The sequence below is a fragment of the Psychromonas hadalis ATCC BAA-638 genome (genome assembly GCF_000420245.1).
In the GTDB taxonomy this organism is placed as follows: domain Bacteria; phylum Pseudomonadota; class Gammaproteobacteria; order Enterobacterales; family Psychromonadaceae; genus Psychromonas; species Psychromonas hadalis.
Genome location: NZ_ATUO01000009.1, coordinates 16,605 through 42,608 on the forward strand (window position 1 = coordinate 16,605; position 26,004 = coordinate 42,608).

Sequence of the window (26,004 nt, forward strand, 5' to 3'; positions counted from 1 at the left end):
CTAGGAGAAAAGCGATGTGGATTGGGGTTATAAGCCTCTTCCCGGAGATGTTTCGGGCCATTAGCGAAAATGGGGTAACAGGTCGAGCGATTAAAAATAATCTGCTTTCTATTCAATGTTGGAATCCTCGTGATTTCACAGCGGATAAACATAGAACGGTCGATGATCGTCCCTATGGTGGTGGTCCGGGTATGTTGATGATGGTGCAACCTTTACGGGATGCTATCAAAGCAGCAAAACAGGCCGCTAATGAAGCAGGGCATGAGGCAAAGGTAATTTATCTTTCTCCTCAAGGTAGACGTTTAGACCATAATGGTGCACAGCAGTTATCGTCTAACGCGCAAGCGTTGATTTTAGTTGCTGGACGTTATGAAGGCATAGACGAACGCATAATTGAAAGCTTAATCGACGAAGAGTGGTCGGTAGGTGATTATGTGTTAAGTGGTGGTGAGCTACCAGCGATGGTCTTAATTGATGCTGTGGTACGTTTTGTACCGGGTGTTTTAGGTCACGCATTATCAGCTGAGCAAGACTCATTTGCGGATGGGTTGCTTGATTGTCCTCACTACACACGGCCAGAGGAATTAGACGGAAAAACCGTACCGAGTGTTTTATTAAGTGGTGATCATGAAAAAATTCGTCTTTGGCGATTGAAACAGTCACTACAACGCACGAAACAAAGAAGACCCGATCTATTAAATGGTCTAGCTCTGACTGACGAGCAAGTAAAACTACTTGCTGCTCTGGAAAGTGACTCCCACTGACTAGCGATGTTATTGGCTAACTAGATAAAAAAGGTATTAAAATGAGCAATATTATACAAGCAATTAATGACGAACAGTTACGTACTGATATCCCTGCGTTCGCGCAAGGTGATACTGTGATTGTACGTGTTCGCGTAAAAGAGGGTGATAAAGAGCGTCTTCAAGCATTTGAAGGTGTTGTAATCGCTAAGCGTAACCGTGGTCTACACTCAAACTTCACCGTTCGTAAAATGTCGGGCAGTGAAGGTGTTGAACGTGTATTCCAAACACATAGCCCACTTGTAGGAAGCGTTGAAGTTAAACGTCGTGGTGTGGTTCGCCAAGCTAAACTTTACTACTTACGTGAACTTACTGGTAAGGCTGCTCGTATTAAAGAGAAGCTTGGTAAAAAGAAATAATCTTTTTACCTAATCAATACCTTCATCAATTTTAATTTAAGCTTTAAATTGAATTTTACACCAGTAAAAATCAACTGCTTACATGTAAAAATGTAGCCAAAATGGGTTAGTTTCCAGTTTGGCTAAGGTGTTGATAATTGTAAGTAATACCGTTTAGGTATCGAAAAAGGCTCGCATTTGCGGGTCTTTTTTTTAACTATTAACGCATGAGGGAACGATGCAACAGATAAAGCGTTATCTACTTATCTCTGTTGGTTTTACCAGTGTCCTGTTGGGCATTATTGGTGTTTTTTTACCGCTACTACCTACTACTCCTTTCTTTATTTTGGCACTCAGCTGTTTTGCGCGAAGCTCAACACACTTTCATCAGAAATTATTAACAACGCCCTATATCGGCCAGTTATTGGCGGATTGGGAAACAGATAAAAAAATAGATAAACAGCGGAAAAAGCAGATTATGTTGTTGGTTATCGGTAGTTTTACTTTTTCTATTTTCATATTAACAGGGCGGATTTATCTGCAATTGATGTTGATTTCTACACTGTTTATCTTACTTTTTTTTATTCAGCGTATTGATGAGAAGTAAGCTAACTTTAATGTTTATCTATCTACTTAGGGGGTAATTTCCTCGTGTTGACGTTATGTATTATTTATTAAAATTACACTTTAAATGCACTATTGACTATTGATTTACTAATCTTTGCTAGTATGCTGTCGGCTTTGTTATGAGAAGTTAATTACTTCTTTTCCTACTGCACTTGTAAATGGAATTAATATGTTTTATCGAATAAATATTGTGTTAGGTTTAATAGCCGTTTTCTTTTTATCTGCTTGTTCATCTCCACAATTAGCAACACATCAATCCTTAATAAATACTAACTTACCAGATTTAATTACCGTCAATGATATAAATGGTAGTGATGATGCAACACATAGCTACCAAGTCTCACCAGATGGTAAAACATTAGCTTGGATAGGGCCGTTTTATAGCTCTAACTATATTGGTGGTCACTTATCGACTCTTTTTTATAAAAATTTAGCAACTGGAAGTGAAAATAATCTACGAGTATGGGCTGGTTATTATAATTGGATGCCAGGCAGCAAAAAAGTATATGCAGATCTTAGGCATCATAATGAGGTTTCAACACTTTATGTAATGGATCTTGAACACCCAAGTGATGAAAATAAACCTGTATTTGAATTAGCCGATACTCGTTTGTTTATTATCGACACCTTAAAAGATGATGTTAATCACATATTATTTTCACATAATAATCGTGATAAAAAAGAGTTTGATTTATATAGACTAAATATCAATACTCAAAAAACGACTTTATTATATAAAAATACTAATAACATATCGGGTTACGTACTAGACCGAACGGTTAAAGAAGGTGCTGTATTTGCTTACATACAAGAAGGTAAAAAGATATTAGCAATTGATGGCTCTGTCTTATTTGATGCGGGTGAAAATGGAGTTGTCCAACAAGTTGAATATGATAAAAAAAGTAATGCATTATGGTTATTAGCAAATAACAACAGTGATAAAATACAGCTGTTAAAGCTAGATATAAGCAGCATGGCAGTTCAAGTTGTTGTCGCCGATGAAAATGTTGATATCAGTTATTATGGAATGGATGAAAAGTACCAACCTGCTGTGGTTGTTAGTCATCCTGGTTACCAAAAGTTTACTTTATTAGATAAGCGCTTTCAGCCTATTTTAGATAAGTTTAAAACTGCAGATAATGTTCGTGTAGATATAACCAGTTCTGATGATAAGAGAGAGTTATTCACTATCATCAAATATACTGATTTTGGCTCTGAAACTTATTTATATGATCTTCGGGACGATAGTAGTGAGTTATTATCAGAAAGTCGATCACTGGCTTTTTCTGAAAAACTTTCTTTAAGAGAGCCTATCCAATTTACAAGTCGTGATGGTTTAACTGTTAATGGATACATTACTAAACCAAATGGCGTTGAAGCTAAAAATTTACCAATGGTATTATTAGTACATGGCGGTCCAATGTTTAGGGATTATTGGAGCTACAGTCAAGAAGTACAGCTGTTAGCAAATCGAGGTTATGCGGTATTACAGATTAACTATAGAGGCTCCGTAGGTTACGGAAAAAAATTCTTTGAAGCTGGTTTTGGTGAGTTCTCAAAAGCAATGCATAATGATCTTATTGATGGTGTAGATTGGGCTATTCAGGAAGGTATTGCAGATCCGAAGAAGGTCGCAATTATGGGGGCAAGTTATGGTGGATATGCAACACTCGTGGGCATGACTAAAACGCCAGAAAAATTTGCTTGTGGCGTAGATATATTTGGAATGTCAGATATTGAGCTTATGAGTAAAAACTTTCCTGTGCACTGGGAAGCGTACCGACCTATTTGGGATAAATATATTGGAAGCCATACTGATTCGGTGGAGCTTAAAGCAATGCGTGAAGCTTCACCAATTAATTATGTTGAAAAAATACAAGCACCTATATTAGTTATTCAAGGTAGTAAGGATATTCGTGTCATTCCTGCGCAATCACGTGAATTTGTAAAAAAAGCCATCGCAGCAGGAAAAGACATTCAATATTGGGAGATGACGGGGGTTGGGCATAATTATGGAGATCAATATAATCAGGAAAAATTACGCAGTAAAGTAGATAATTTTTTTGCTCAATGTCTTGGCGGACAAAGTGCAGGGTAATTTTATACCAACCTCAATAATTAACTGATCCTCTTTTTTAGGAAGTGTCATTTTGGCTACGCCAGTGGTAAAAATAAAATTCACTCCTCTCAAAAAAAGTAGAAATTTAATGAGAATTTATATTCTATAAAAAAATCCCATATTATTTGTGGGATTTTTAATATTTTAAGTTTAGGTTATTTTGTACTTTCAATATAAGCATTAAAAACAGGAAGAGTGATCGTAAAGCGCGTAAATTTATTTGGCTCGGATTCAACCTCTATCATGCCACCATGACGTTTGATTATTTGTGAGCAGATAGTCAGTCCAATACCTAACCCAAAATTCCCCTCTCGCTTACTGGTGTAATTAAGTTCAAATATCTTATCTAAAACTTTTTGAGGCATACCTGGGCCGTTATCTTCAATGATTACTTGTACCTTAGGCGACTCATCATAGGGTAAGTAGAGTGTGGATATTTTTAAACTCCCTTTACCTTCTGTTGCATCAATTGCATTGGCGATGATATTGGTCCATACCTGCTCTAATTCGATGGGATGACACTCTATTTGTGGGAGTTGTTGGTATTCTTTAATCACTTGGTAATTTTTGAGTTTATTTTCAAAGATGACCAGTGTTTCCTCTAATCCTTCATGGATATCCGTCGGTGCAGAAACGGCACTGTCTTGACCTGCATAATGTTTTAAGCTTTTGACCAGATCAGCGATGCGGGTTGCACAAGCATTACTGTTACGCAAAATAGTGCCTGCTTGGTGGTACTGATTAAGCAAGGTGACGGTTTGTGCAAAATCACGGCCATTTTCCAGTGGAATATCAACCCTATCAAGATGCATCTTGACCAGTTTTTTAGCCAATTTTTTATCGTTAACGCGACTTAATAGTTTCTTAGTACGTGCGCGAAGCTCTGATGTTGAAAGTGGGATCACTGTTAATCCTTGCTGTAACGTTTGTTGAGCAAGTTGAGAAAACGCACTTTTGCTATCATGGCGAAGCAATGTAGATATCAATCCAATCAGTGTATCTGAGCCTCTCAAAATAGCAGCAACGGGGTTGTTGAGTTCATGGGCGACCCCGGTAACTAATTGTCCTAATACCGCCATTTTTTCACTTTCAATCAACTGGTTGTGAGCCGCATCTAATGATTGTAGCGTTTCTTGTAGCGCTAGCTCGGTGGAGATGCTGTGTTGTAGGCGTCGGTTAAAATTACGTAATAATAAGTTGGTAAAAGGGGCAAGTAACACTGCATTAGACTGCATGATTTGCGAAAAAATAGCGTTATCAACCTTTAATACCTCTGTTTTGACTAATGTGATACCGGTGCTAAAAGCCGCCTCTTCGGTTAAAAAGGACATGCCACCTACCATGCTACCTGCTTGCATGATGGTGATATCTTGCGTTTCACCTTGGGCATTACGCTTTTTAAGCAGTACCTCCCCTTTGCTAATGAACCACAAAAAGCGATTTTTTTCCCCTTCTCGGGTAAGGATATGGTTAGCACGGTAAACGCGACGTACCTTATGTTCATCGTTATTTTCTAATATATTATACAAGGACTTAATCACTAAATTAGAGAGTTCAGCATCACTATACAGTGAGTAATCGAGGAATTTATCTTGAAATTCTGCACGCGATGCAGATTCGTTATTGCCCAACAAGCAGGTTTTATTAAGGATCTGATCTTTTTTTGAAAGTTGTTTTTGCTGATGGTGGGTAATTCGATAATTGCTCATTTGTGTTTGAACAAGCTGTTTAAGCAACTCTTTTTGATAAGGTAATTGTAAAAAATAGTCTATATGCCCTTGATTGATGCAGTCCGTTAATTGTTTCACACAAGGATCTTGTGCATACACAACTTTGCGGATGAGCTGGCATTGAGAATGCTTGAAAAGAGCAAGCGCATCCCCATCAACAAGGTGTTGCGCAGTGAGGATTAAGGCAAATTCTTCACTTTTTTGGAATATTAATAATTGTGCCTCTTTGAGCGTGCATGCTTCAACAATCTTGAGCGTTGCACTTAATGGCAGTAAATCTTGTTTAATCTGGGCAAGTCGTTGTATATCACTATCAACACATAACAGGGTCAACATCACTGATACTCCATGGGTAGAAAAATAGTATAACCCGATTGTTTTATCTTCCTATGATATTTATCAATCGTTGCAATTGTTAAGCTCTAAAAGTGTGATAACCTTATTGTTTTCCAAGTTTTATAAAATAGAGAGAGTATATGAAAATAACATTACCCGAATATGAGCAAGCACAAGTATTAGTGGTTGGCGATGTTATGTTAGATCGTTATTGGCACGGTCCAACAGAGCGTATCTCTCCAGAAGCGCCCGTACCGGTGGTTAGAGTGGAACAAATTGAGGAGCGTCCCGGTGGTGCTGCCAACGTTGCTTTGAATGTGGCTGCGTTAGGTGCTAAAGCCCATTTAATTGGTTTAGTGGGTAATGATGAAGCCGCCAGTGCATTAGTAAAAGGGCTTGAATCCGTTCATGTCACCACAGACTTTGTTCGTGTTGATAACTTCCCAACCATTACTAAATTACGTGTATTAAGTCGTCATCAACAACTATTACGTTTAGATTTTGAAGAACGTTTTCATGATGTTGACAGCGCGCCTATTTTAGAAAAGATGCAAGCGGGGTTAATGGCGAATAACAGTGTGGTTATTTTTTCTGATTATGACAAAGGTTCATTGGCTGATGTACAAAAAATGATTCAACTTGCTAAAAAACACAAGGCAAAAGTATTAGTCGATCCGAAAGGCTCTGATTTTGAAAAGTACCGCGGTGCAACATTATTAACACCTAATCTTGCTGAATTTGAGGCGGTGGTAGGTCATTGTAAAACTGATCAACAGCTTGTTGAACGCGCACTGCAAGTGGTTAAGCAGTTTGATTTAGAAGCGTTATTAGTAACACGCAGTGAAAATGGTATGACCTTAGTGCGTGAGGGTGTTGAACCTTTCCATCTAGCAACACAAGCGCAGGAGGTTTATGACGTAACAGGGGCGGGTGATACCGTTATCTCTGTATTAGCAACCTCGTTGGCTGCCGGTAGCTCTTTTGAAGATGCGTGTACCCTTGCAAATGCAGGAGCGGGCGTGGTGGTGGGTAAAATTGGTACTTCAACAGTGAATACCATTGAGCTTGCTAATGCGGTTTATAGTCAACAAGAGATTGGTTTTGGTGTACTCACTGAAGAGCAGTTAAAACTTGCAGTGAAATTGGCACAACATCGTGGTGAAAAAGTGGTGATGACCAATGGTTGCTTTGATATTTTACATGCGGGTCATGTTTCTTATCTGAATACGGCACGTGAACAGGGTCAACGTTTAATTGTTGCGGTTAATAGCGACCAATCAGTACGTGACTTGAAAGGCTCTGGGCGCCCTGTAAATCCTGTGGATCGTCGCATGGCAGTACTTGCAGGGTTAGGTGCTGTGGATTGGGTGATTGAATTTACCGAAGATACACCACAACGTTTAATTACTCATATTTTACCTGATATGTTAGTCAAAGGTGGTGATTATAAAGTGGAAGAGATTGCGGGTGGTAAAGAAGTGATTGCCAATGGTGGTGAAGTGCGTGTATTGCAGTTTGAAGAGGGTTGCTCTACCACTGAAATTATCAAAACTATTCGTAATGAGCGATAAATAAAAACTAAAAAGGGGCAAATCGTTGCCCCTTATGTTTACTGATTTACAAGTCTAAATCTTAATTATGATTTCTTGTTATCAATTACTTCAAGCTCTGCTTTTGGATCAATCTCTACTAACCCTGCAGAAACATCCATAATATCCTGCTCAGATAACGTACCTGCTGAATATTTAAGCTGTAGCATGTTGATGATGTAGTCATAACGCGCATTTGCAAGCTGATTTTCAGAAGCGTATAAACTACGTGTTGCATCTAACACATCAACGATAGTACGTGTACCCACTTCAAAACCTGCTTCAGTTGCTTCTAGTGCACTATTTGATGATTTAACTGTTTGCTCATAAGCGCTAATTGAGCTTAATGAAGCACGTACATTGTTATAACCACTGTTAATTTGTGCTTCCGTGCTACGGAATGTTTGTACTAAATCTTCACTGGACATTACATAAGCGTACTGTGCCTGTTTAACACGTGAAGTGATTGCACCGCCAGTATAAAGTGGCACATTTAACTCAATACCAATAGAGCCGTTGCTCATATCGGTATCACGAATATCCATATCATAATCGTTGTTGTTATATCCAATACCCGCAGTAAAATCTAGCGTGGGTAGGTGTCCCGTTTCTGCTAGCTCGATTTGCATTTTAGCGAGCTCTTTAGAGATACGTTTACCGTGTAACTGTAAGTTATGTTCGAGGGCTTTATTGCGCCAAGATTTAACATCACCTTGTAGGTCTTGAGGATCAAATGTCTTAGTATTAAGGTAGGAGATATTTAAGACATCTTTCCCGGTTAATTCACGTAATACATAATAACTATTAGCGAGCTTATTCTCTGCAAAAATAAGATCCGCATTGGTACGGTCATATTCCGCTTGTGCTTCATGTACATCGGTAATGGCAATTAAACCCACATCAAAACGCTGTTTCGTTTGTTCAAGTTGACGTTCTACTGCACGCTTGTTGGCTTTTACCGATTTTACCGCTTCGTCTGCACGTAACACATCAAAATAAGCCGTTGATGAACGGAACAATAGGTCTTGTGCTGCATAGCCATAAATAGTGGCATATTGTGTTGCTTGCTTTTCTGCTAAATCAAGTTGTTGCCAATATGAACCATTGTATAATGACTGTGTTAAAGAGAGGTTTGCACCGTAATTTGAGTTACTTAAATTACTATCACTGGCCACAGTATATCCTGCGTTTAGACCAAACCCAACCTGTGGTAATAAAGCGGCATCAGCTTCATTTATCTTTTCTAAATAAAGGTCGTATTGTGCTTTGCTTTTAAGAATAATGGGATCTTTAATTTTGGCAGTTTGGTAAACTTGCAATAGATTGTCTGCGCTAACTGCAGAATGGAGGGTGCTTAAGGCGACTATTGAAGCGATAGAGAGTCGTTTGATCATCACAAAGGTTCCTGTTTGGCAATGCATAAGTTAGATTTAATCAGGCTATCATACAATTGCTTAAGTGTATTAAAAAATATGAAATAGTTATCTATAACAGAGAGGTTAACAGTAAATGAACGAACATTCACTTTTTGAAAGCGATCAATTAATAAATTATGGAAAAAAAGATCTACAAATTTTAGATAAACAACCTCTTTATAAAGGTTTCTTTCAATGTAATAAATACACGCTAAAACATAAGCTATTTGCGGGGGGGTGGAGCCCTGAAATTCAACGCGAGATTTTTGAACGCGGTCACGCAGCCGCCGTTCTACCTTATGATGTTAAAAATGACATGGTTGTTTTAATTGAACAATTCCGTTTTGGGGCGATTGATACAGATCAGTCTCCTTGGTTGTTAGAGTTGGTTGCTGGCATTATAGAACCGGGTGAACAGTCTGTTGATGTTATTCAGCGCGAAGCATTAGAGGAAGCGGGATTAACCATTCAATCCAGCCAGTTTATTCTTAATTGCCTGCTTAGTCCCGGCGGTTCAACCGAGCATGTTGATATCTTTATTGGCTCTGTAGATAGTACAAAAGCGGGTGGTTTACACGGTTTAGCAGAGGAGGGGGAAGATATTCGTGTGCATGTAGTGCCAAGAGAAACGGCTTATCAATGGGTGTTACAGGGGAAAATAAATAACTCTGCAACGGTGATTGCACTGCTATGGTTACAAATAAATAAAGATAAAGGCTTGAAATTATAAAATTAAATTCATTTGTACCTTAAATAAGGGGAATAAGTGAGGCATCACCCACATTTTTTATCATTAGTGCATATCCAACTGTTCACAAATGATAAAATTGTGGGCTTGCCTGATGATAGATGAAACGTTTGATTTATAATCAGTTTGACTTTTTTTTGAATAAATTAATGAATAAATAAATTAGGTGTTATGAACAGTCAGACCGTCCCATTAAAAGCAGATACACAAGGTAATTTAGCTTTTTTACAAATAACTGATACGCATCTATTTGCTGATAGAGACAAAGCGCTACTTGGCATTAAAACGGTGCAAAGCTTTGAAGCTGTGGTGCAACATGCTGGAAAATATAAGCAGTGTCAGGCGGTTTTATCAACGGGTGATCTGTCTCAAGATCACTCCGCGCAGTCCTATTTGGGTTTTAGCAAACACATAAAAACGTTAAACTTGCCTTGTTACTGGTTACCGGGTAACCACGATGTACAATCGGTGATGTTGCCCAATTTATTATCTGAAGGTCTGGCACAAACAACGCTGATTGAAAGTGAATATTGGCAAGTGATTTTACTTGATTCACAAGTTGAAGGTGTACCACATGGCTTCTTAAGTGCAGAGCAACTCGAATTCCTACAACAGGCACTGCAAAATAACCCGAATAAATACACGCTTATCTGTGTGCATCATCATGTGTTGCCTGTTGGTAGCGCGTGGCTTGATCAGCACATATTAAAAAACAGTCAGGCATTTTTAGAGGTGATCAAGCCCTTTGTAAATGTGCGTGCGGTCATTTCAGGTCATGTGCATCAAGAAGGTGACACCAACAAAAATGGCGTGCGTTTTATTACGACTCCTTCAACTTGTGTACAGTTCAAACCTAATAGTGATGATTTTGCACTAGACAGTGTTGCCCCTGGTTATCGTTACTTATCTTTAAAGGCAGATGGCACGCTGGAAACAGTGGTCGAAAGAATTAACCAAGATGCTTTTTCAGTGGATACAGATGCAACAGGATATTAATGACAAAGGTTCTGTTATCATTGCATGGGTTTCATAGTTCTCCTGCGTCACTCAAAGCGCAACAAATGGCAGTGTATTTAACAAAACATCACCCGGAAATAACCTTTATATGTCCACAATTACCCTGTTTACCAGAGCAGATGTGGCATCTCATTGAGTCTATTTTTGATACGCATAAAGATGATGATATTGCTATTGTCGGTAGCTCGTTAGGGGGATACCTTGCAACCAAGGTGGCCGACATCTACAAAACGCGTATTATTGTTGTTAATCCCGCCGTTACTCCTTATCTGTTATTGCAAATCTATGCTGGTGAGCAGACCCATCCTTATACTGGGCAAAAGTACCTGATAGATGATAATTATATGGCAGAGCTAAAAGCATTGGATGTCAAAAATGTCAGTCTAACAGCGCATTGTTGGGTACTTTTACAGCAGGGTGATGAGGTTTTGGATTATCAACAAGCACTGCATAAATATCAAGGTTGCAAAATAACCTGTGAAACAGGAGGAGACCACAGTTTTGTAGAGTTTGAGCGCTTTATTCCTGATATAATTAAATTTCTATTCTATTTTTAGTCCATTCCGCTGAATAAAGTGGTCAGAATTTGTGTAGGAAAAATAGTTAAGAGCAAGACGCGTAATTGAGTAATAGCAGGCTATTACGATTGAGTGCAACGAAGATATTAACTTTTTTAACAAGCAAAAATGACCCAATATTTAGGCGGACTGGTATTAGTCCATTCATTTTAAATAGGCATTCCCATGAGCGAGCAATACAATTCCGATTCCATTGAAGTATTAAACGGACTTGATCCTGTTCGTCATCGCCCGGGCATGTACACCGAAACAAGTCGCCCTAACCACCTTGCTCAAGAGGTAATAGACAACTCAGTCGATGAAGCACTTGCAGGTCATGCAACCTCTATACAAGTCATTCTACATGAAGATCAATCCTTAGAAGTTATCGATGATGGTCGTGGTATGCCGGTCGATATTCACCCCGAAGAAAAAATATCAGGTGTTGAACTTATTTTTTGTAAATTACATGCGGGTGGTAAGTTTTCGGGTAAAAGTTATGAGATATCGGGGGGACTACATGGTGTTGGTATTTCCGTAGTAAACGCACTGTCTACCCGTGTTGATGTACATATTCGCCGTGATGCGAAGGTTTATCATATCGCCTTTGAAAATGGTGATAAGGCTGAAGAGTTACACACAGTTGATACTTGTGGAAAACGTAATACGGGTACTAGTGTGCATTTTCATCCCGATCCAAAATACTTCGACAGTGCTAAATTCTCCGTTTCTCGTCTGTTACATTTACTGAAAGCCAAGGCTGTTTTATGTCCTGGTTTAATCATTAAATTCAAAGATAAAGTTAATAAGAATAGTTATGAATGGTGTTATCACGATGGTTTAAATGATTACCTTTTGGAAGCAGTCTCTGAAAATGAACTATTGCCTAGCACCCCTTTTATTGGTCAATTTAGTGCTAACCGTGAAACGGCAGAGTGGGCAGTGGTTTGGCTACCTGACGGTGGAGATTCTATTTCTGAAAGTTATGTGAATCTTATTCCGACTACCCAAGGCGGGACGCACGTTAATGGTTTTAGACAAGGCTTGTTAGATGCAATGCGTGAGTTTTGTGATATTCGTAATCTGCTACCGCGTGGTATTAAATTAACGCCTGAAGATATTTGGGACAAATGTGCATATATTCTCAGCATAAAAATTAAAGAACCACAATTTGCAGGGCAAACTAAGGAACGTTTATCATCGCGCCAGTGTGCCGCCTTTGTTTCTGGTGTGGTAAAAGATGCCTTTAGTTTATGGCTTAATGCAAACGTTAATGAAGCGGAAACATTAGCTGAATTCTGCATCAGCAATGCACAAATTCGTACTCGTAAAAGTAAAAAAGTGGCACGTAAAAAAATAACCCAAGGGCCTGCGTTACCCGGTAAATTAACCGATTGTTCTGGTAGCGATCCAACAGCGGGTGAGCTGTTTTTAGTGGAAGGTGATTCAGCGGGAGGCTCTGCAAAACAAGCGCGTGATCGTGAGTTTCAAGCTATTTTGCCGTTACGTGGGAAAATTAAAAATACTTGGGAAGATGACTCAGATGTCATTTTAAACTCAGAGGAGATCCATAATATTTCGATTGCCATTGGTATCGACCCTGCCTCTACCGATTTGTCTGGTCTGCGTTATGGGAAAATATGTATTTTAGCTGATGCCGATTCCGATGGCCTGCATATCGCAACACTGATTTGTGCCCTGTTTGTAAGGCATTTTCGCGCCGTGGTTGATGCAGGGCATTTTTATGTGGCAATGCCGCCTTTGTATCGCATCGATGTGGGTAAAGAGGTGTTTTATGCACTGGATGAAGATGAAAAAGAGGGCATTTTAGACCGTATCGAAGCAGAAAAAAAACGCGGTAAAGTGAATGTACAACGCTTTAAAGGATTGGGTGAAATGAACCCTGATCAACTTCGTGAAACCACTATGGACCCGAATACTCGTCGCTTAGTACAATTAACCACGGGCGATGCTGATGAAATGTTAGAGATGATGGACATGTTGCTGGCGAAAAAACGCGCGGGCGATAGAAAAGCATGGTTAGAAAGTAGTGGTGATATGCTGTCGGTAGATTAATATTTTCAATACAGAAATAAATGCTTTTTAAGTTTTAATAAACGCTTTAAACTACGCCTTTTTTGTGAACTCATGAAAGGCTCTCTATTTTGCATACTCTCGCGCAATTAAATGCTGGTGAATTGGCTGGCATTACACGTTTATCACTCTCTGAAAAACTCACTGAATTTCCTACTGCCATTTTTACACTCGCCGATAGTCTTGAAATTTTGGACCTGTCTCATAATCAGTTATCAACACTGCCTGATGAGATAACACAGTTACACAAATTGAAAATCATTTTTGCTTCGCATAACTGTTTCGAGACATTGCCTGAAGCACTCGGTCAATGTAAAAGTTTAGAGATGGTGGGGTTTAAATCGAATCAGATTAAAGTTGTGCCAGAGCAATCTTTACCAGAAAAATTACGCTGGTTGATTTTAACCGATAACCAAATTGAAACGCTACCAGAGAGTTTAGGTGAGCGTTCTCGTTTACAAAAATTAGCATTAGCGGGTAATCGTTTAAAGACACTACCAAGCACCCTACATCAATTGAAAAATCTTGAGCTATTACGACTCTCTGCGAATCAGTTAACAGTATGCCCTGATCAATTATTAAATCTACCTAAGCTTGCTTGGTTTGCCTTTGCGGGTAATCCATTTTGTCAATCAGATGTTGCTATTAAATCTGTACCTACTATTAAATCTGCAAGTTATACCCTAAAAAATGTATTAGGGCAGGGCGCTTCGGGTATTATTTATCAGGCTAGTTGGAATGCTTCACAGTCGCAATTTCCGACTGATATTGCGGTTAAGGTTTTTAAAGGGGAAGTGACCAGTGATGGCTATCCGCAAGATGAGTTACAAGCGTGTTTGAAGGTTGGTAACCATCCTAACTTAGTGCAATCGCTCGCACAGGTAGAGAAACCCGATACGCTTTCACTGATCATGGATTTGATCCCCGCACATTATAAAAACTTAGGTTTACCGCCCTGTTTACAAAGTTGTACGCGAGATACCTTTCCTGTGGGTTTTAGCTTATCGATTAAACAGATAGATAAGATTGTAAAACAGATGCAAGCGGTGTTTGAACACCTACACAAAAATCAGGTTTGCCATGGTGATCTTTACGCACATAATACTTTAGTGGATGAGCAGGCTAATATTATTTTTGGTGATTTTGGTGCTGCCAGTATGTACCACATGTTAACGGCGGAGCAACAACATAAAGTGAAAAAGATAGAGTTTCGTGCCTTACAGTATTTTACTGATGATCTACTTTCTGTTTGTGTTATTGAGGATAAGAAAGGTGAAGTTTACCAACAGTTAAAAATGTTGTCTTATTAAGTAAAAGTCACAAATTAAACATTTTTAATGTGGTTTTTATAGCCGTTAATAATGAAAATTGCTCTAAATGTAAACAAATGCTTAGCTTGTTGTGATTACCTTTAATAAACAATAATGTAATAAAGATAATTTCTGAATTTCTTCTATAGTCTATCTATTAAAATTATAAAAATAGGTCTATAAGGAATAGTATGGCTAATTTAAGTTTCACCCAAAAAATAACAGTAACTTCTGCAATTATTATTAGCATTGGCTTAATTATATTGTCGATTGTAAATTATGAAATAGTAAAGAAAAACACCCAAAATAATTTGCAAAATAATTTAGAGGAAACGTCAAAAACGGCTTCTATTAACATTGCTAATTGGTTAAATGGAAAATTACTCGCCATTCAATCTATCGCCGATGTGAGCGTTGATATTTCTAATGGGATGGATCGCTCTTTGCTGTCTATCGTTAAAAAGGCCAATAAATTCATTTACGTCTATGTTGCCAGTGAACAGGGGGCGATGGTGATGGATGATCCCGCGGAAGTCTTACCTGCCGATTATGATCCTAGATCACGTCCTTGGTATATTACCGCTAAAAAATTAGGTTCAGGATCTTTTACTGAGCCTTATCGTGATGCAACAACAGGGGATATGGTTATTTCTGGGCTAGCGCCTATTAAAAAGAATGGTCAGTTTATCGGGGTAAGTGCAGGAGATATATCATTAACTTACATTTCTAAAATGCTTAGTCACGTTGATTTTTCAAATACTGGACAAGTTTTTTTGGTGTCTAAAAGTGGCGATATTTTAGTTCATAATGACAGTCAAATGCAGGGTAAAAACCTCAGAGATATTTACCCTAATTATAATAATAGTTTGCTGGCTAATTTAACGGAGCAACAGCGCGCAGGAAAAGACTACCTTGTGGGTTATTATGCCATTAAAGGTGTGCCATCATTGGATTGGTACTTAGCCGTTGAAGTTGATCAAGATAAAGCCTTTGCATCGATGGATGAGATACGTAATAGCGCATTATTATTAACGCCTTTATCAGTCATTATTGCCATTATATTATTAACTTTTTTATTAAATCGTTTAACAAAACCTTTAAGAGAATTAAAAGTCGCTATGCAAGATATTGCAGAAGGTGATGCTGATTTAACGCAACGTTTAGTGCTAAATAGCCAAGACGAGCTAGGAGAATTGGCTAAATATTTTAATCGTTTTGTAGAAAATATTCACCTAATGATGCAAGACTTTAAAGTACAATCTGACGATATGAATGTTATTGCTCAGAAAATGAATGATATTTCAGAGCAAAGCAAACATGAGATGGGGCAACAACGTCAAGAAACTGAGCAGGTTGCAACTGCGGTGGCGGAAATGTCTGCTGCAGCCGCTGAGATTGCTATCAATGCACAGGGCGCAGCAGAAGCTGCTCGGGATGCAGATGAAGAAGGGTTAGTGATAAATCAGGTGGTTGAAGAGGCTATCTCTTCCATTCGAGGCTTGGCAGATAATCTTAGCTCAGCAGAAAAAGATATTGCCGATCTCGAAGTTGAGGTGGCGGGTATTAGTACCGTACTTGATGTTATTCGTGGCATTGCAGATCAAACTAACCTATTAGCACTAAATGCAGCAATAGAAGCCGCAAGAGCGGGAGAGCAAGGGCGAGGCTTTGCGGTTGTTGCCGATGAAGTAAGAAGTTTGGCGGGTAAAACTCAGGAAAGCACCAAAGAGATTCATGCTAAAATTGAAAGCTTACAAAATGGCGCCCATCGTGCTGTTGAATCAATGAAAAAGAGCCGTATCACCAGTGATATTAGTGTACAAAAATCGGGAGAAGCTGGTACATCGTTAGAGAAAATATCACAGTCTGTTTCACGTATTTCTGATATGAATTTACAGATTGCAACCGCTTCTGAAGAGCAAACTAACGTAACGGAAGAAATTGCGCGTAACATTACTAATATTTCTGACTCAACAGAAAGAACGTATGAAGGCGCTAACCAGACCGTACTAACTAGTCAGCAACTTTCTGATATTGGTGAAAATATTAATAAAGAGGTTAATAAGTTTATTATTTAGTGTTAATCAATACCTTCGATAAAATGGAAACTAACCCATTTTGGCTGACTTTTTTGCCTGTATATATTTGATTTGTATTGGTGTGAAATTCCATTTTAAGCTTAAATAAAAATTGGCGAAGGTATTGTTAATAACAAGCCATTATTAATTGAATAATGGTTAGCACCTCTTAGTTTCATCCATATTTTATTTCGCGTAATTAATTTTCTATAAGCCTCTTGAGGTTATTACTTAGATTCAAAAAATCAAATGCATAACTTGAATTTTTCATGCGTAATACTTCTTCACAACATTACTGTTTTTTGCATCCATAAGCGTTAAATTTACATTAAGTAATCTGCAAAACTGAGTATGGATTTAATGTAATTGATGCTTTCATTTAATGATGACGATAAAGCACGGATAGCTATTTAAATTCCTGACTTCTAACAGGATTGAGCGGTCGCTTTTATTTAACCCTGCCATGCTGGAATGTCTTGGAGCATTGTGCATATACAGAGAATAAGCAGAAATTGTTATGTATTTGAAAGGCTCTGTTCCATTTTGCTGTTGTCGCCACTACAACTACTTAAATTACAAAGAGTTATGGATAAAGCAAGTTAACGTAATCTCAACATTTACAAGGTGTTAGATTGAACAATAAAACCAGCAACATTGTTATGGAACAGAGCCATTTGCAATGAGTGATTAAAATAGAAAAAAACAGCTCAATTGAGCTGTTTTTTATGTGAGAGAAAGAGAATTAAGCTAAGGCTTTCGCATGAGCCGTAATGGCATCCGCCATCTCAGTAACTTCTTTAAGTACGGTGACAGAGCCTTCAACGACCTCTTTTACTAGTTCTAAATTTTCATTAATATCGGCAGCTACTGTGGTTTGTTCCTCGGCGGCTGACGCAATTTGATAGTTCATATCAGAAATATGATGCACTTTTTCAACGATGCCAGATAGTTTCGTGCCTGCTTGGGTTACTTGGTCAACCCCTGTATCAGCCTCTTTTACACTCTGGCCCATTAATGTTACCGCTTCTTGTGCACTTTTTTGTAATTGCTCAATCATGCCTTGTATTTCAACCGTTGCATCTTGGGTGCGTTTCGCAAGATTACGTACTTCATCAGCAACCACTGCAAATCCTCGACCCGCTTCACCTGCGCGCGCAGCTTCAATGGCTGCATTAAGCGCTAATAGGTTGGTTTGTTCTGAAATACTACGAATGGTATCAACGACGCTACCAATTCCCTCAACTTTAAGCTCAACATTATTTACCGCATCAGAAGAAGCGCCAATATTACTTGATAATGAATTAATGGTGGCAATCGTCGCATTAACAAATTGACTACCCTCTTGGGCAACATCGGATGCTTCAGTTGTTGATGCAGAGGCGCTACTTGCATTAGCTGCAACCTCTCTGACTGTTGCTGTCATCTCGTTCATTGCCGTGGCAAGTTGCTCTATTTGACCAAACTCCTCTTCCATTGAGTCGTTAATAATTTCCATACAGATACCTAAATGTTCTGCTACCTCGGTTAATTCTGCAACCTCTTTTTTCTTGATGTCAGCATCTTGTTGGTTACTGGCTACGCTATCACATAATAATCGCATCACCGCACCGGTTTCAGTCTTTGCTAAAGAGGTGGCGTAGTCGCCTAGGTTATGGTTTTTAATCGCTTCGGTAATTTGTTGTTGACTGTTTTCTAGCTGTTTCTTCTGTAAAAAAACACCAAAATATAAGATGGCAACAAAGCAGAGTAAAAAGAAGATGTCCAACCACAGAGGATCAGTGCTTGTGAATGCATTGCTCATTAAATTGTTAAAAACAAACAGTATTGCACCTAAAACGACTAAAGTAGTGGCTTTAGCGTTGAGTGATAATTCAGATATTTTTCTACTTAGCGTTGTTGGTTTTGATTGCGACATGTTAGTCCCTACGTAATTAATAAAATATTTATGCACAAAGCGTTACTGTCTTTTTTCTCTGTGCTTAAGTTGCAATAATACTCGATAAAGTCTAGAACGAGTTACTAAAAAAGGTAGTTAACTTGACAATAAAAAACAGAACTGTGAAGTTTGCTTGAATGTGGTTTTTTTGTCATATAATTGTTATTTTTGTACTTGCCAATATACATCTTTAAGTAAGGCTTGTTGTTTTGATTGTTGCAGGGCGTGTAAGAGGGAATCTTCTTTGCGTTTTATCCACTTAAAATACTCATACTGTACCGTGCTATCACTCTCGTCATGGGCTATTTCACTGATGATATTAATCATTGAAAATTCATTTAATCCTAGTTTTATATCTAGCCAAGGACGATGAAAAAGTTCACTTTTCTGTTTTGAAAGAACATGACCGAGACTCAACCCCGTTAACAAATTACTTTCCAGTAGACCTTGGTAGGAGAGGAACTGCTTAGCGCTAAGTATTTTGTCATTTTTAAGTGTATTGCTGACGTGTCCCCAAGCCTTATCAAGATGTTTACTTGAAAAAAGGGTGATGTTGTTGCTTTCTCCATCTGAGAAACTCTGTTTTTCAAGCTGAATTAACCACTGAGTAAAGGTTAATATAAACTGACAGTAACGGCTTGAGGTTAATAGCTCACCGATTGACTCATCGTTAGGCAGAGCTTCTTTTTGCAACGCTATGTTTTTAATCAGTGATTTAAATTTAGGTAATTTACGCAGGTAATAAGCTTTATTTTCTAGTAGGCGTAGTTGGATAAAGTATTCATCTAACCATGAAAATGAGCGTGCTAACCAGTGCAAATCTTCAATCCATGTGGCTTTATTCAGATCATCAAGTTCATTTTTAAACAGAATAATATTTTGATGCAGGAACTTAACTCCTTTTAAAAGTTCTTTGAGTGCCTGCCTTTCACCACTTTCAATAAAACAGTTTTCATGGTACTGAATCTGTTTTAAGCCATGTTGCATATTAATTAATAGAGCTTGTTGAATAGAATGCTTTGGGTTGATTTCTGAATGGCTGAGTTTTTTGACTTGGAAAGTGCTGTTATCAGTGAGCATGTAACCACGTTGGGCTTTGCTGACATTGCCTAAGCGAACATGAGGTAACTTTGCTATCTCGCTACCTAATATAAATAACTGTTTTTCATCACCTTTTACCAGCTCAAGTTCTACTTCGCAGAGTGATACTTTGCCTCGGTTGGTTGCAATGAAACCTACGTCATAAGCGACCTCGATTAACGTGCCTTCAGCCATTTCAATCAGCCATGTTTGGCGTTCAAAGTCAGTACTAAAAATAGGAGTAAGTTCGCTTTCCAACTGTTTTACATCACAATTATCTGGCCATATTTTACTTTTGAAACATGATAATTTCGGGCGTAATCCTTCGATTGGTTCATTATATTCTGGGCGTTGATGCAAACCGCCAATCACGCGTCCTGCTGTTTTGATGGTTTGTACTGATTTCCCCGCACAACTGCGTACTCGTAATCCCATATTAAATTGACGCAAACGACGGGTGGCTGTGTCAAAATAGACGTTATGTAAAAACTGTGTTTTATTAGAGATACAGTGGAATTTATTCAGTGTATTGTACAGATCGTCGGCAAATTTTGCGTTAAAGATGAATTTTAACTCTATTTCTATTTCCATAATTTTCTTGATAAACCTATCTACTTGGGCGTTGTATGTGATGATTACGTAATAATTTTATGAATTATACTAAATTCAGGTTCAATTGTGTTGAAAAGAAAGTTAACATGCGCCGCATATTTGTTGTTCAATTTGATCATTTAAATAAAAAGGTAAATTATGCCAGTTAATTCAATATTTGGAGTGTTTGCAAAATCTCCAATTAAACCGATTCAGATGCATATCGATAAAGTCGTTGCTTGTAGTGAGTTATTAATTCCATTTTTCCACGCCCTTGCTAAGCCTGATTGGGTTGAAGCGGAAAAAATGCGTAAAGCTATCTCTATGGCGGAAAAAGAAGCCGATGAGTTTAAACGTGAATTGCGTTTAAGCTTGCCCAAAGGTTTGTTTATGCCCATTGCGCGTGGTGATTTAATCGAGTTGGTTAATCGCCAAGATAAAATTGCGAATACTGCTAAAGATATTGCGGGGCGTCTGTATGGTCGAAAATTACAGATTCCTGATGAAATTTTTACTGATTTTATGGCCTATGTACAACGCAGTATTGATGCGGTGAAACAGGCGAATAAAGCCATTAATGAGCTAGATGAGTTACTTGAGACGGGGTTTAAAGGCCGCGAAGTGGATATTGTCACCAAGATGATTGCTGAGCTTGAGAGTATTGAAGATGATACAGACTCTTTGCAAATTCGTCTGCGTCGTAACTTACTGGCAATTGAACAACACTACAATCCTGTTGATGTGATGTTCTTATATCAAATCCTTGAATGGGTTGGCCATCTTGCTGACCATTCAGAGTTAATCGGTACGCAGCTTGAACTTATTCTTGCTCGTTCATAATATTCACTAGGAGTTAAACATGGATATTTTAGCAGTACATGGCGAAACATTAGTTATTTTTGCCGCTCTTGTTGGTTTTTTAATGGCATGGGGTATCGGTGCAAATGACGTTGCTAATGCAATGGGCACCTCGGTTGGCTCAAAAGCATTAACCATTAAACAAGCAATTATTATCGCCATGATCTTTGAGTTTGCAGGTGCTTACTTAGCGGGTGGTGAAGTTACGTCTACTATCCGTAACGGTATTATTGATGCAAGCTTTTATGTTGAGCAACCAGAACTACTGGTATTTGGTATGACGGCAGCATTATTAGCCGCGGGTACATGGCTTATTGTCGCTTCCTATTATGGCTGGCCTGTTTCAACCACTCACTCTATTGTTGGTGCGATTGTGGGCTTCTCAGCGGTCGGTGTGGGTATGGACAGTGTCATTTGGACAAAAGTAGGTGGCATCATTGGTAGTTGGATCATTACACCACTGATCTCGGGTATTATCGCTTACCTTATTTTTATGAGTTCACAAAAGCTTATTTTTAATACTAAAGATCCCATCGCTAATGCGAAAAAATATGTACCTCTGTACATGTTTATGGCGGGTTTCATGTTGTCGTTAGTGACCATTGTGAAAGGGCTAAAACACGTTGGTTTACACTTTTCAACGAGTGATGCGTTTCTTTTAGCTGCGCTTGTTGGTGCGATTGTTGCAATTATAGGTAAATTTTTTATAAGTCGCGTTAAGATTGATCCACAAGCAGATAAGAAGATGCACTTTGCGAATGTTGAAAAAATATTTGCGGTGTTGATGATCATAACCGCTTGTGCAATGGCGTTTGCTCATGGTTCAAACGATGTTGCAAATGCAATTGGGCCTTTGGCAGCCGTGGTTAGCATTGTTGGCCATAATGGTGAAATTGGCGCTACAGCAGATCTTGCATGGTGGATATTGCCATTAGGTGGCGTCGGTATTGTCTTAGGTTTGGCTATCTTTGGTAAGCGTGTCATGGCAACGATTGGTACAGGCATTACTCACTTAACACCAAGTCGTGGTTTTGCTGCAGAGCTTGCAGCTGCTTCTACCGTGGTCATTGCATCGGGTACGGGTTTACCTATCTCTACCACCCAAACGCTTGTTGGTGCGGTATTAGGTGTTGGTATGGCGCGTGGCATTGCCGCATTAAACTTAGGAGTCGTACGAAATATCGTTATCTCTTGGGTCGTCACTTTACCTATTGGTGCGGGTCTTTCGATAATATTCTTCTACATATTAAAAGCGATTTTCAGTTAAATTTTTTCGCTGATTAAATCAAAAAGAGAGCTTCGGCTCTCTTTTTTGTTATTAGCGCTTTTTCTTATGTAAAAAAACGTTAGAATGAGCGCTTACTTTATTTTCAAGAACAGGGCAACGCCGTTGAAAACAATTAAATATCTACTTACAAGTTTCGTTTTGACGCTTTCTATGAACAGTTTTTCAGAAACACGTTATATCAGTGATGATGTCTTTATTTATCTGCATTCAGGACCAAGTTTAGAGTATCGTATTATCGGTACGCTAAAAGTAGGCAGTAAAATTAGTACCTTGAAGTATGATAAAACCACTAAATTTATGCAGATAAAAACAGCAACGGGTAAAGTTGCTTGGATGAAAAATACAGAATTACAGAAAACACTGCCAGCAAAAAACTTATTACCTGTTGTGCAAAAAGAGTTACAAGCTTCACAGCAAAAATTAGCTAATATTATTTCTGAAAATAGTGAAAATTTAGCAACTAAAGAGCAACTTTTTCAACAGCAAATTATATTGGTTGATAATATAAATCAGGAAAAGTCTCTGCTACAGCAAGAAATTTTGGATCTAAAAGCACGTAATTTAGAGTTAGATTTATTACAAGAGACAAAAGACTCTAGTGTGCAAATGCAGTGGTTACTTAATGGCGGAGGAGTGCTGTTTTTGGGTTTGTTAATTGGGTTAGTGATCCCATTTTTACCACGGCGTAAAAAACGCACCAATAACTGGTAAAAATAGCGCTAAAAGGTGGGAAGGATTAGTATCTTCAAACCTTTTAGCTAATTGCCTAATAACCCTTCCAATCAACCAATGATTCAAGAGTAAAGCTTTGTCGTCCCAAGCGAAACACACTACGTTGTGGTTGTACCTCAATCAGTTCAAGTTGTCCTGTCTCATCAAATTCACCCTCTTTTAATGTTTCACCATTAATGCGTATCCAACGATCTGCAACGACTGACGAATACATATGTGAGTCATAACGAATAAGTGGCACTTTATCTTGGAAATTGTTGCTCATATCATGAATGTCGCTGCCATCATTGATGTCTTCTTCATGAGTAAAATCATCTTCTATTTCGTCATCTTTTTCAATATCACTGAGCAACAGTGCCAGTTCAAAACGTTTTTTTAGGTCGCTGGAGGTCTCGCCATAGTTAACCGTCTGTTGTTGTTTCTTGTCATTTTCAACTAATATTTTTTGTGGCGCTATTTTTTTAGGGGCCGTGACTACTTTCACTGGTGTTACTTTAATGGGTTTAGGGGGCGCTGTGGGTAACGGTTTAGTTTCAAAGGTAACCTTTACTAAAGGGAGGCTTGGCTGTGATTGTGTTATTGCACTGCTGGCGCTTATTGGGCTCTGTTGTTGATGGCGAGGATTAAGTAGTAGGTAAATAAGTGTTATTAACAGAACAATAATAATAAACAGTGCAAAAAAGATAGCGATTTTCCAGTTTAATAGTCTATTTTCTTGCTGTATGACAGGTGGTGGTCCGCCTGCTTGGTCAAATTTGTTTTTTTGTAAGGCTTGTAAAATTGTCGACATTAGTTTGCTTCCTGCAATAATCGAGGTGAATTTGGATCCGCTAGTTGCATCAGTGGCATCAATGTCCGCGGGCCTACCATACCATCGTCCATTAATCCTTGCTCACGTTGAAATGCACTCACTTGCTCCAGTAAACGTAGGTCAAAGCGTGTTTTATGCTCGCTTGGCCACCCCTGCTCTCTGTTTAATTGGTTCGCAAGCCATGTCACTTGTTTACCTTGTTGGCCGAATTTAATCGCCCCTTTCAATGGGAACGGCATTTTCCACAACAGTGTTGCTTCGCCATTCCAATATGTTTTAAACCATGCTTCTGTGACAGAAATTAACTGATCATTGATAAGCAACTGGTAGTTATCTGTGATTTTATAAACGACCGCATATAAAGCGTTGTTACTTTCTTTTTCTAAACGTACCACGCTTGGATAGTTTAACTGTTTTAGTTTTTTCAAATCTATTTTTTTTGAGTAACAATGAAGTAATACGGCACTGCCTTGCTCACAGTTGGCATTACTGCTTTCCACTTGATAACCCCATACTGCGTAAAGATTAGCGAGTGCATGCTCATATGTGCTATGGGTCAAATCTAAATTTGGGGTTGCATCAAACCACTGTTTATTTAATTGTGCCGTTGTTATAGGAGATGAAAATTTATTTTTAACCTCATTAAAGAGTGTGTCCGCACCTATATATTTGGATATCTGTGGTGCTTGTAACAGGGTAAAAGCGACTAATATTGTCAGTGTCGCTAAGCGCCAGTGTGTGGCCATGAAATTTCTGGGGTTATTGTAGTGGTTAAAATTGACCTCTTTGCTCACCTGTTTGACCATTTTAAGCGTGACGATATGACTATCTTGCGTGTAGGCAATCAGCAGACTTCTATCACAAAGGATATTGGTTAAACGCGGGATACCAGCACAGTTTTTAAATATCTCTTGCAGTGCTGATTTATCGAAAATAGCGTGGATAGAGCCAGCCACATTTAAGCGATGCTGAATATAGAAACTACTCTCCTGCTGGGTTAAAGCAAGTAGGTGGTAGCGTGCGGTAATGCGCTGTGCTAATTGGCGAAATTCACGCTGTTTTAACTTCTCTTGCAGCTCTGTTTGTCCAATTAAAATAACTTGTAGCAATTTTTTATCGTTACTTTCAATGTTGGTCAGCAAGCGCAATTGCTCTAAGGCTGCAAAATTAAGGTGTTGTGCCTCATCAATTAATACCACTGCGTGGCGGTTTTGTAGATGGTTTTTAATCAGCCAGTTACTGAGTTCATTAAAGAGTTGTCTTAAATTGTTTTTTTGAATGTGAATATTGAAGCTCTCGCAGATAGTCGTCAGTAACTCCACCTCATTCATGGCAGGATTTAAGATAAAAGCGATATCAGTATTCGCACTCATATCTTTAACTAAAGAACGACAAATGGTTGTTTTTCCTGTGCCCACTTCCCCTGTTAATAGGGCGAATCCGCCATGACCTTGTAAGCCTTCTTGCAGATGGGTGATCGCTTCTTTGTGGCGCACACTTAAAAACAGAAAGTCAGGGTCGGGCGAAATTGAAAAAGGTTTCGCTTTTAATGAAAAGAACGCTTGGTACATAAATAACCTAAATAAATAAAAATATCGTCCATGATGTGAGTATTTTAACCTAATTTTTCATCAGGAATCGTTACACAATAACTTGCGCTAAATTGTTTTCAAAAATCCTGAAGGAATCGTTACAAAATAACTTGCGCTAAATTGTTTCCAAAAAGCCTTAAGTGACTGGCTATTTTAAAAACAAAATCGCAAGTAATGTTGAAGCCAATCCTAAATGACGGGTTATTTTGAAAACAAAAGCGCAAGTAATTTTGAAGCCAATTCTAAACAGGTAAAAACAATAATTCAACTTGCTAGGTTTTAAGATCGCTGTGTATTGTTTTGTAATCCTTTATCCATGGTGAAATTTTAGGAAAACGCTTTTTTAGTTCTTTGC

20 protein-coding genes are annotated in these 26,004 nt (G+C 38.5%); 14 read left to right on the plus strand and 6 right to left on the minus strand.

The features are described from left to right. Nucleotides 1-14: 14 nt before the first annotated feature. From trmD to G322_RS0102270, 4 genes are all read left to right on the plus strand, one after another. Nucleotides 15-764, plus strand: a complete 750-nt coding sequence (gene trmD / locus G322_RS0102255) for a tRNA (guanosine(37)-N1)-methyltransferase TrmD (protein WP_022940190.1) — start codon at nucleotides 15-17, stop codon at nucleotides 762-764. 41 nt (nucleotides 765-805) lie between these two features. Beyond that, nucleotides 806-1,162, plus strand: coding sequence for a 50S ribosomal protein L19 (gene rplS / locus G322_RS0102260; RefSeq protein WP_022940191.1), 357 nt, complete (start codon nucleotides 806-808; stop codon nucleotides 1,160-1,162). Nucleotides 1,163-1,379: 217 nt separating this feature from the next. Then, nucleotides 1,380-1,748, plus strand: a complete 369-nt coding sequence (locus tag G322_RS0102265) for a YbaN family protein (protein WP_022940192.1) — start codon at nucleotides 1,380-1,382, stop codon at nucleotides 1,746-1,748. A gap of 210 nt (nucleotides 1,749-1,958) precedes the next feature. Beyond that, on the plus strand, nucleotides 1,959-3,866 hold the full coding sequence (locus G322_RS0102270; RefSeq protein WP_169337457.1) for an alpha/beta hydrolase family protein: 1,908 nt from the start codon (nucleotides 1,959-1,961) through the stop codon (nucleotides 3,864-3,866). Nucleotides 3,867-4,042: 176 nt separating this feature from the next. Here the strand turns inward: G322_RS0102270 and G322_RS0102275 are convergent, their stop codons facing one another. After that, on the minus strand, nucleotides 4,043-5,953 hold the full coding sequence (locus G322_RS0102275) for an ATP-binding protein (RefSeq protein ID WP_022940194.1): 1,911 nt from the start codon (nucleotides 5,951-5,953) through the stop codon (nucleotides 4,043-4,045). Between the two features lie 140 nt (nucleotides 5,954-6,093). On the opposite strand from G322_RS0102275, the gene hldE reads away from it, so the two are divergent. Beyond that, nucleotides 6,094-7,524 carry a bifunctional D-glycero-beta-D-manno-heptose-7-phosphate kinase/D-glycero-beta-D-manno-heptose 1-phosphate adenylyltransferase HldE gene (gene hldE / locus G322_RS0102280; RefSeq protein ID WP_022940195.1) on the plus strand — a complete coding sequence of 477 codons (1,431 nt, stop codon included), beginning with the start codon at nucleotides 6,094-6,096 and terminating at the stop codon, nucleotides 7,522-7,524. A gap of 65 nt (nucleotides 7,525-7,589) precedes the next feature. Here the strand turns inward: hldE and tolC are convergent, their stop codons facing one another. Further along, nucleotides 7,590-8,936, minus strand: a complete 1,347-nt coding sequence (tolC, locus tag G322_RS0102285; protein WP_022940196.1) for an outer membrane channel protein TolC — start codon at nucleotides 8,934-8,936, stop codon at nucleotides 7,590-7,592. Nucleotides 8,937-9,051: 115 nt separating this feature from the next. On the opposite strand from tolC, the gene nudF reads away from it, so the two are divergent. The 6 genes from nudF (at nucleotide 9,052) to G322_RS0102315 (ending at nucleotide 16,761) form a co-directional block, all read left to right on the plus strand. Beyond that, nucleotides 9,052-9,687, plus strand: coding sequence for an ADP-ribose diphosphatase (gene nudF / locus G322_RS0102290; protein ID WP_022940197.1), 636 nt, complete (start codon nucleotides 9,052-9,054; stop codon nucleotides 9,685-9,687). A 189-nt stretch (nucleotides 9,688-9,876) separates the two neighbouring features. Next, complete coding sequence (gene cpdA / locus G322_RS0102295) at nucleotides 9,877-10,701, plus strand: 3',5'-cyclic-AMP phosphodiesterase (protein WP_022940198.1); 825 nt, start codon at nucleotides 9,877-9,879, stop codon at nucleotides 10,699-10,701. Then, a complete protein-coding gene (locus tag G322_RS0102300) occupies nucleotides 10,701-11,279 on the plus strand; it encodes a YqiA/YcfP family alpha/beta fold hydrolase (protein ID WP_022940199.1) in 579 nt (192 codons plus the stop codon). The genes cpdA and G322_RS0102300 overlap by 1 nt, the downstream gene beginning before the upstream one ends. A gap of 186 nt (nucleotides 11,280-11,465) precedes the next feature. Further along, nucleotides 11,466-13,355 carry a DNA topoisomerase IV subunit B gene (parE, locus tag G322_RS0102305; protein ID WP_022940200.1) on the plus strand — a complete coding sequence of 630 codons (1,890 nt, stop codon included), beginning with the start codon at nucleotides 11,466-11,468 and terminating at the stop codon, nucleotides 13,353-13,355. Between the two features lie 89 nt (nucleotides 13,356-13,444). After that, entirely contained in the window at nucleotides 13,445-14,683 is a 1,239-nt protein-coding gene (locus G322_RS0102310; protein ID WP_022940201.1) for a leucine-rich repeat-containing protein kinase family protein, read from the plus strand. A gap of 191 nt (nucleotides 14,684-14,874) precedes the next feature. After that, on the plus strand, nucleotides 14,875-16,761 hold the full coding sequence (locus G322_RS0102315; protein ID WP_022940202.1) for a methyl-accepting chemotaxis protein: 1,887 nt from the start codon (nucleotides 14,875-14,877) through the stop codon (nucleotides 16,759-16,761). Between the two features lie 742 nt (nucleotides 16,762-17,503). Here G322_RS0102315 and G322_RS24075 read toward each other — a convergent pair. After that, a complete protein-coding gene (locus tag G322_RS24075; protein WP_022940203.1) occupies nucleotides 17,504-18,676 on the minus strand; it encodes a methyl-accepting chemotaxis protein in 1,173 nt (390 codons plus the stop codon). Nucleotides 18,677-18,859: 183 nt separating this feature from the next. Further along, the gene (locus tag G322_RS0102325; protein ID WP_022940204.1) at nucleotides 18,860-20,368 is read right to left on the minus strand and encodes a CYTH and CHAD domain-containing protein; all 1,509 of its coding nucleotides are present in this window, start codon (nucleotides 20,366-20,368) and stop codon (nucleotides 18,860-18,862) included. Between the two features lie 159 nt (nucleotides 20,369-20,527). On the opposite strand from G322_RS0102325, the gene G322_RS0102330 reads away from it, so the two are divergent. From G322_RS0102330 to G322_RS0102340, 3 genes are all read left to right on the plus strand, one after another. Further along, complete coding sequence (locus G322_RS0102330) at nucleotides 20,528-21,208, plus strand: TIGR00153 family protein (protein ID WP_022940205.1); 681 nt, start codon at nucleotides 20,528-20,530, stop codon at nucleotides 21,206-21,208. 19 nt (nucleotides 21,209-21,227) lie between these two features. After that, nucleotides 21,228-22,493: an inorganic phosphate transporter gene (locus G322_RS0102335; RefSeq protein WP_022940206.1), complete on the plus strand. Its 1,266-nt coding sequence runs from the start codon at nucleotides 21,228-21,230 to the stop codon at nucleotides 22,491-22,493. 171 nt (nucleotides 22,494-22,664) lie between these two features. Then, nucleotides 22,665-23,225 carry a TIGR04211 family SH3 domain-containing protein gene (locus G322_RS0102340; protein ID WP_051143719.1) on the plus strand — a complete coding sequence of 187 codons (561 nt, stop codon included), beginning with the start codon at nucleotides 22,665-22,667 and terminating at the stop codon, nucleotides 23,223-23,225. A 55-nt stretch (nucleotides 23,226-23,280) separates the two neighbouring features. On the opposite strand, the gene G322_RS0102345 is transcribed toward G322_RS0102340, so the two are convergent. Both G322_RS0102345 and G322_RS0102350 read right to left on the minus strand, forming a co-directional pair. Then, nucleotides 23,281-24,036, minus strand: coding sequence for a general secretion pathway protein GspB (locus tag G322_RS0102345; RefSeq protein WP_022940208.1), 756 nt, complete (start codon nucleotides 24,034-24,036; stop codon nucleotides 23,281-23,283). Continuing rightward, entirely contained in the window at nucleotides 24,036-25,628 is a 1,593-nt protein-coding gene (locus tag G322_RS0102350) for an AAA family ATPase (RefSeq protein ID WP_022940209.1), read from the minus strand. The genes G322_RS0102345 and G322_RS0102350 overlap by 1 nt, the downstream gene beginning before the upstream one ends. Nucleotides 25,629-26,004: the final 376 nt, after the last annotated feature.

Coding starts and splice junctions, on each gene's coding strand:
- trmD (WP_022940190.1), top strand. CDS start 15: ATGTGGATTGGGGTTATAAGCCTCTTCCCGGAGATGTTTCGGGCCATT.
- rplS (WP_022940191.1), top strand. CDS start 806: ATGAGCAATATTATACAAGCAATTAATGACGAACAGTTACGTACTGAT.
- G322_RS0102265 (WP_022940192.1), top strand. CDS start 1,380: ATGCAACAGATAAAGCGTTATCTACTTATCTCTGTTGGTTTTACCAGT.
- G322_RS0102275 (WP_022940194.1), bottom strand. CDS start 5,953: ATGTTGACCCTGTTATGTGTTGATAGTGATATACAACGACTTGCCCAG.
- hldE (WP_022940195.1), top strand. CDS start 6,094: ATGAAAATAACATTACCCGAATATGAGCAAGCACAAGTATTAGTGGTT.
- tolC (WP_022940196.1), bottom strand. CDS start 8,936: ATGATCAAACGACTCTCTATCGCTTCAATAGTCGCCTTAAGCACCCTC.
- nudF (WP_022940197.1), top strand. CDS start 9,052: ATGAACGAACATTCACTTTTTGAAAGCGATCAATTAATAAATTATGGA.
- cpdA (WP_022940198.1), top strand. CDS start 9,877: ATGAACAGTCAGACCGTCCCATTAAAAGCAGATACACAAGGTAATTTA.
- G322_RS0102300 (WP_022940199.1), top strand. CDS start 10,701: ATGACAAAGGTTCTGTTATCATTGCATGGGTTTCATAGTTCTCCTGCG.
- parE (WP_022940200.1), top strand. CDS start 11,466: ATGAGCGAGCAATACAATTCCGATTCCATTGAAGTATTAAACGGACTT.
- G322_RS0102315 (WP_022940202.1), top strand. CDS start 14,875: ATGGCTAATTTAAGTTTCACCCAAAAAATAACAGTAACTTCTGCAATT.
- G322_RS24075 (WP_022940203.1), bottom strand. CDS start 18,676: ATGTCGCAATCAAAACCAACAACGCTAAGTAGAAAAATATCTGAATTA.
- G322_RS0102325 (WP_022940204.1), bottom strand. CDS start 20,368: ATGGAAATAGAAATAGAGTTAAAATTCATCTTTAACGCAAAATTTGCC.
- G322_RS0102330 (WP_022940205.1), top strand. CDS start 20,528: ATGCCAGTTAATTCAATATTTGGAGTGTTTGCAAAATCTCCAATTAAA.
- G322_RS0102335 (WP_022940206.1), top strand. CDS start 21,228: ATGGATATTTTAGCAGTACATGGCGAAACATTAGTTATTTTTGCCGCT.
- G322_RS0102340 (WP_051143719.1), top strand. CDS start 22,665: ATGAACAGTTTTTCAGAAACACGTTATATCAGTGATGATGTCTTTATT.
- G322_RS0102345 (WP_022940208.1), bottom strand. CDS start 24,036: ATGTCGACAATTTTACAAGCCTTACAAAAAAACAAATTTGACCAAGCA.
- G322_RS0102350 (WP_022940209.1), bottom strand. CDS start 25,628: ATGTACCAAGCGTTCTTTTCATTAAAAGCGAAACCTTTTTCAATTTCG.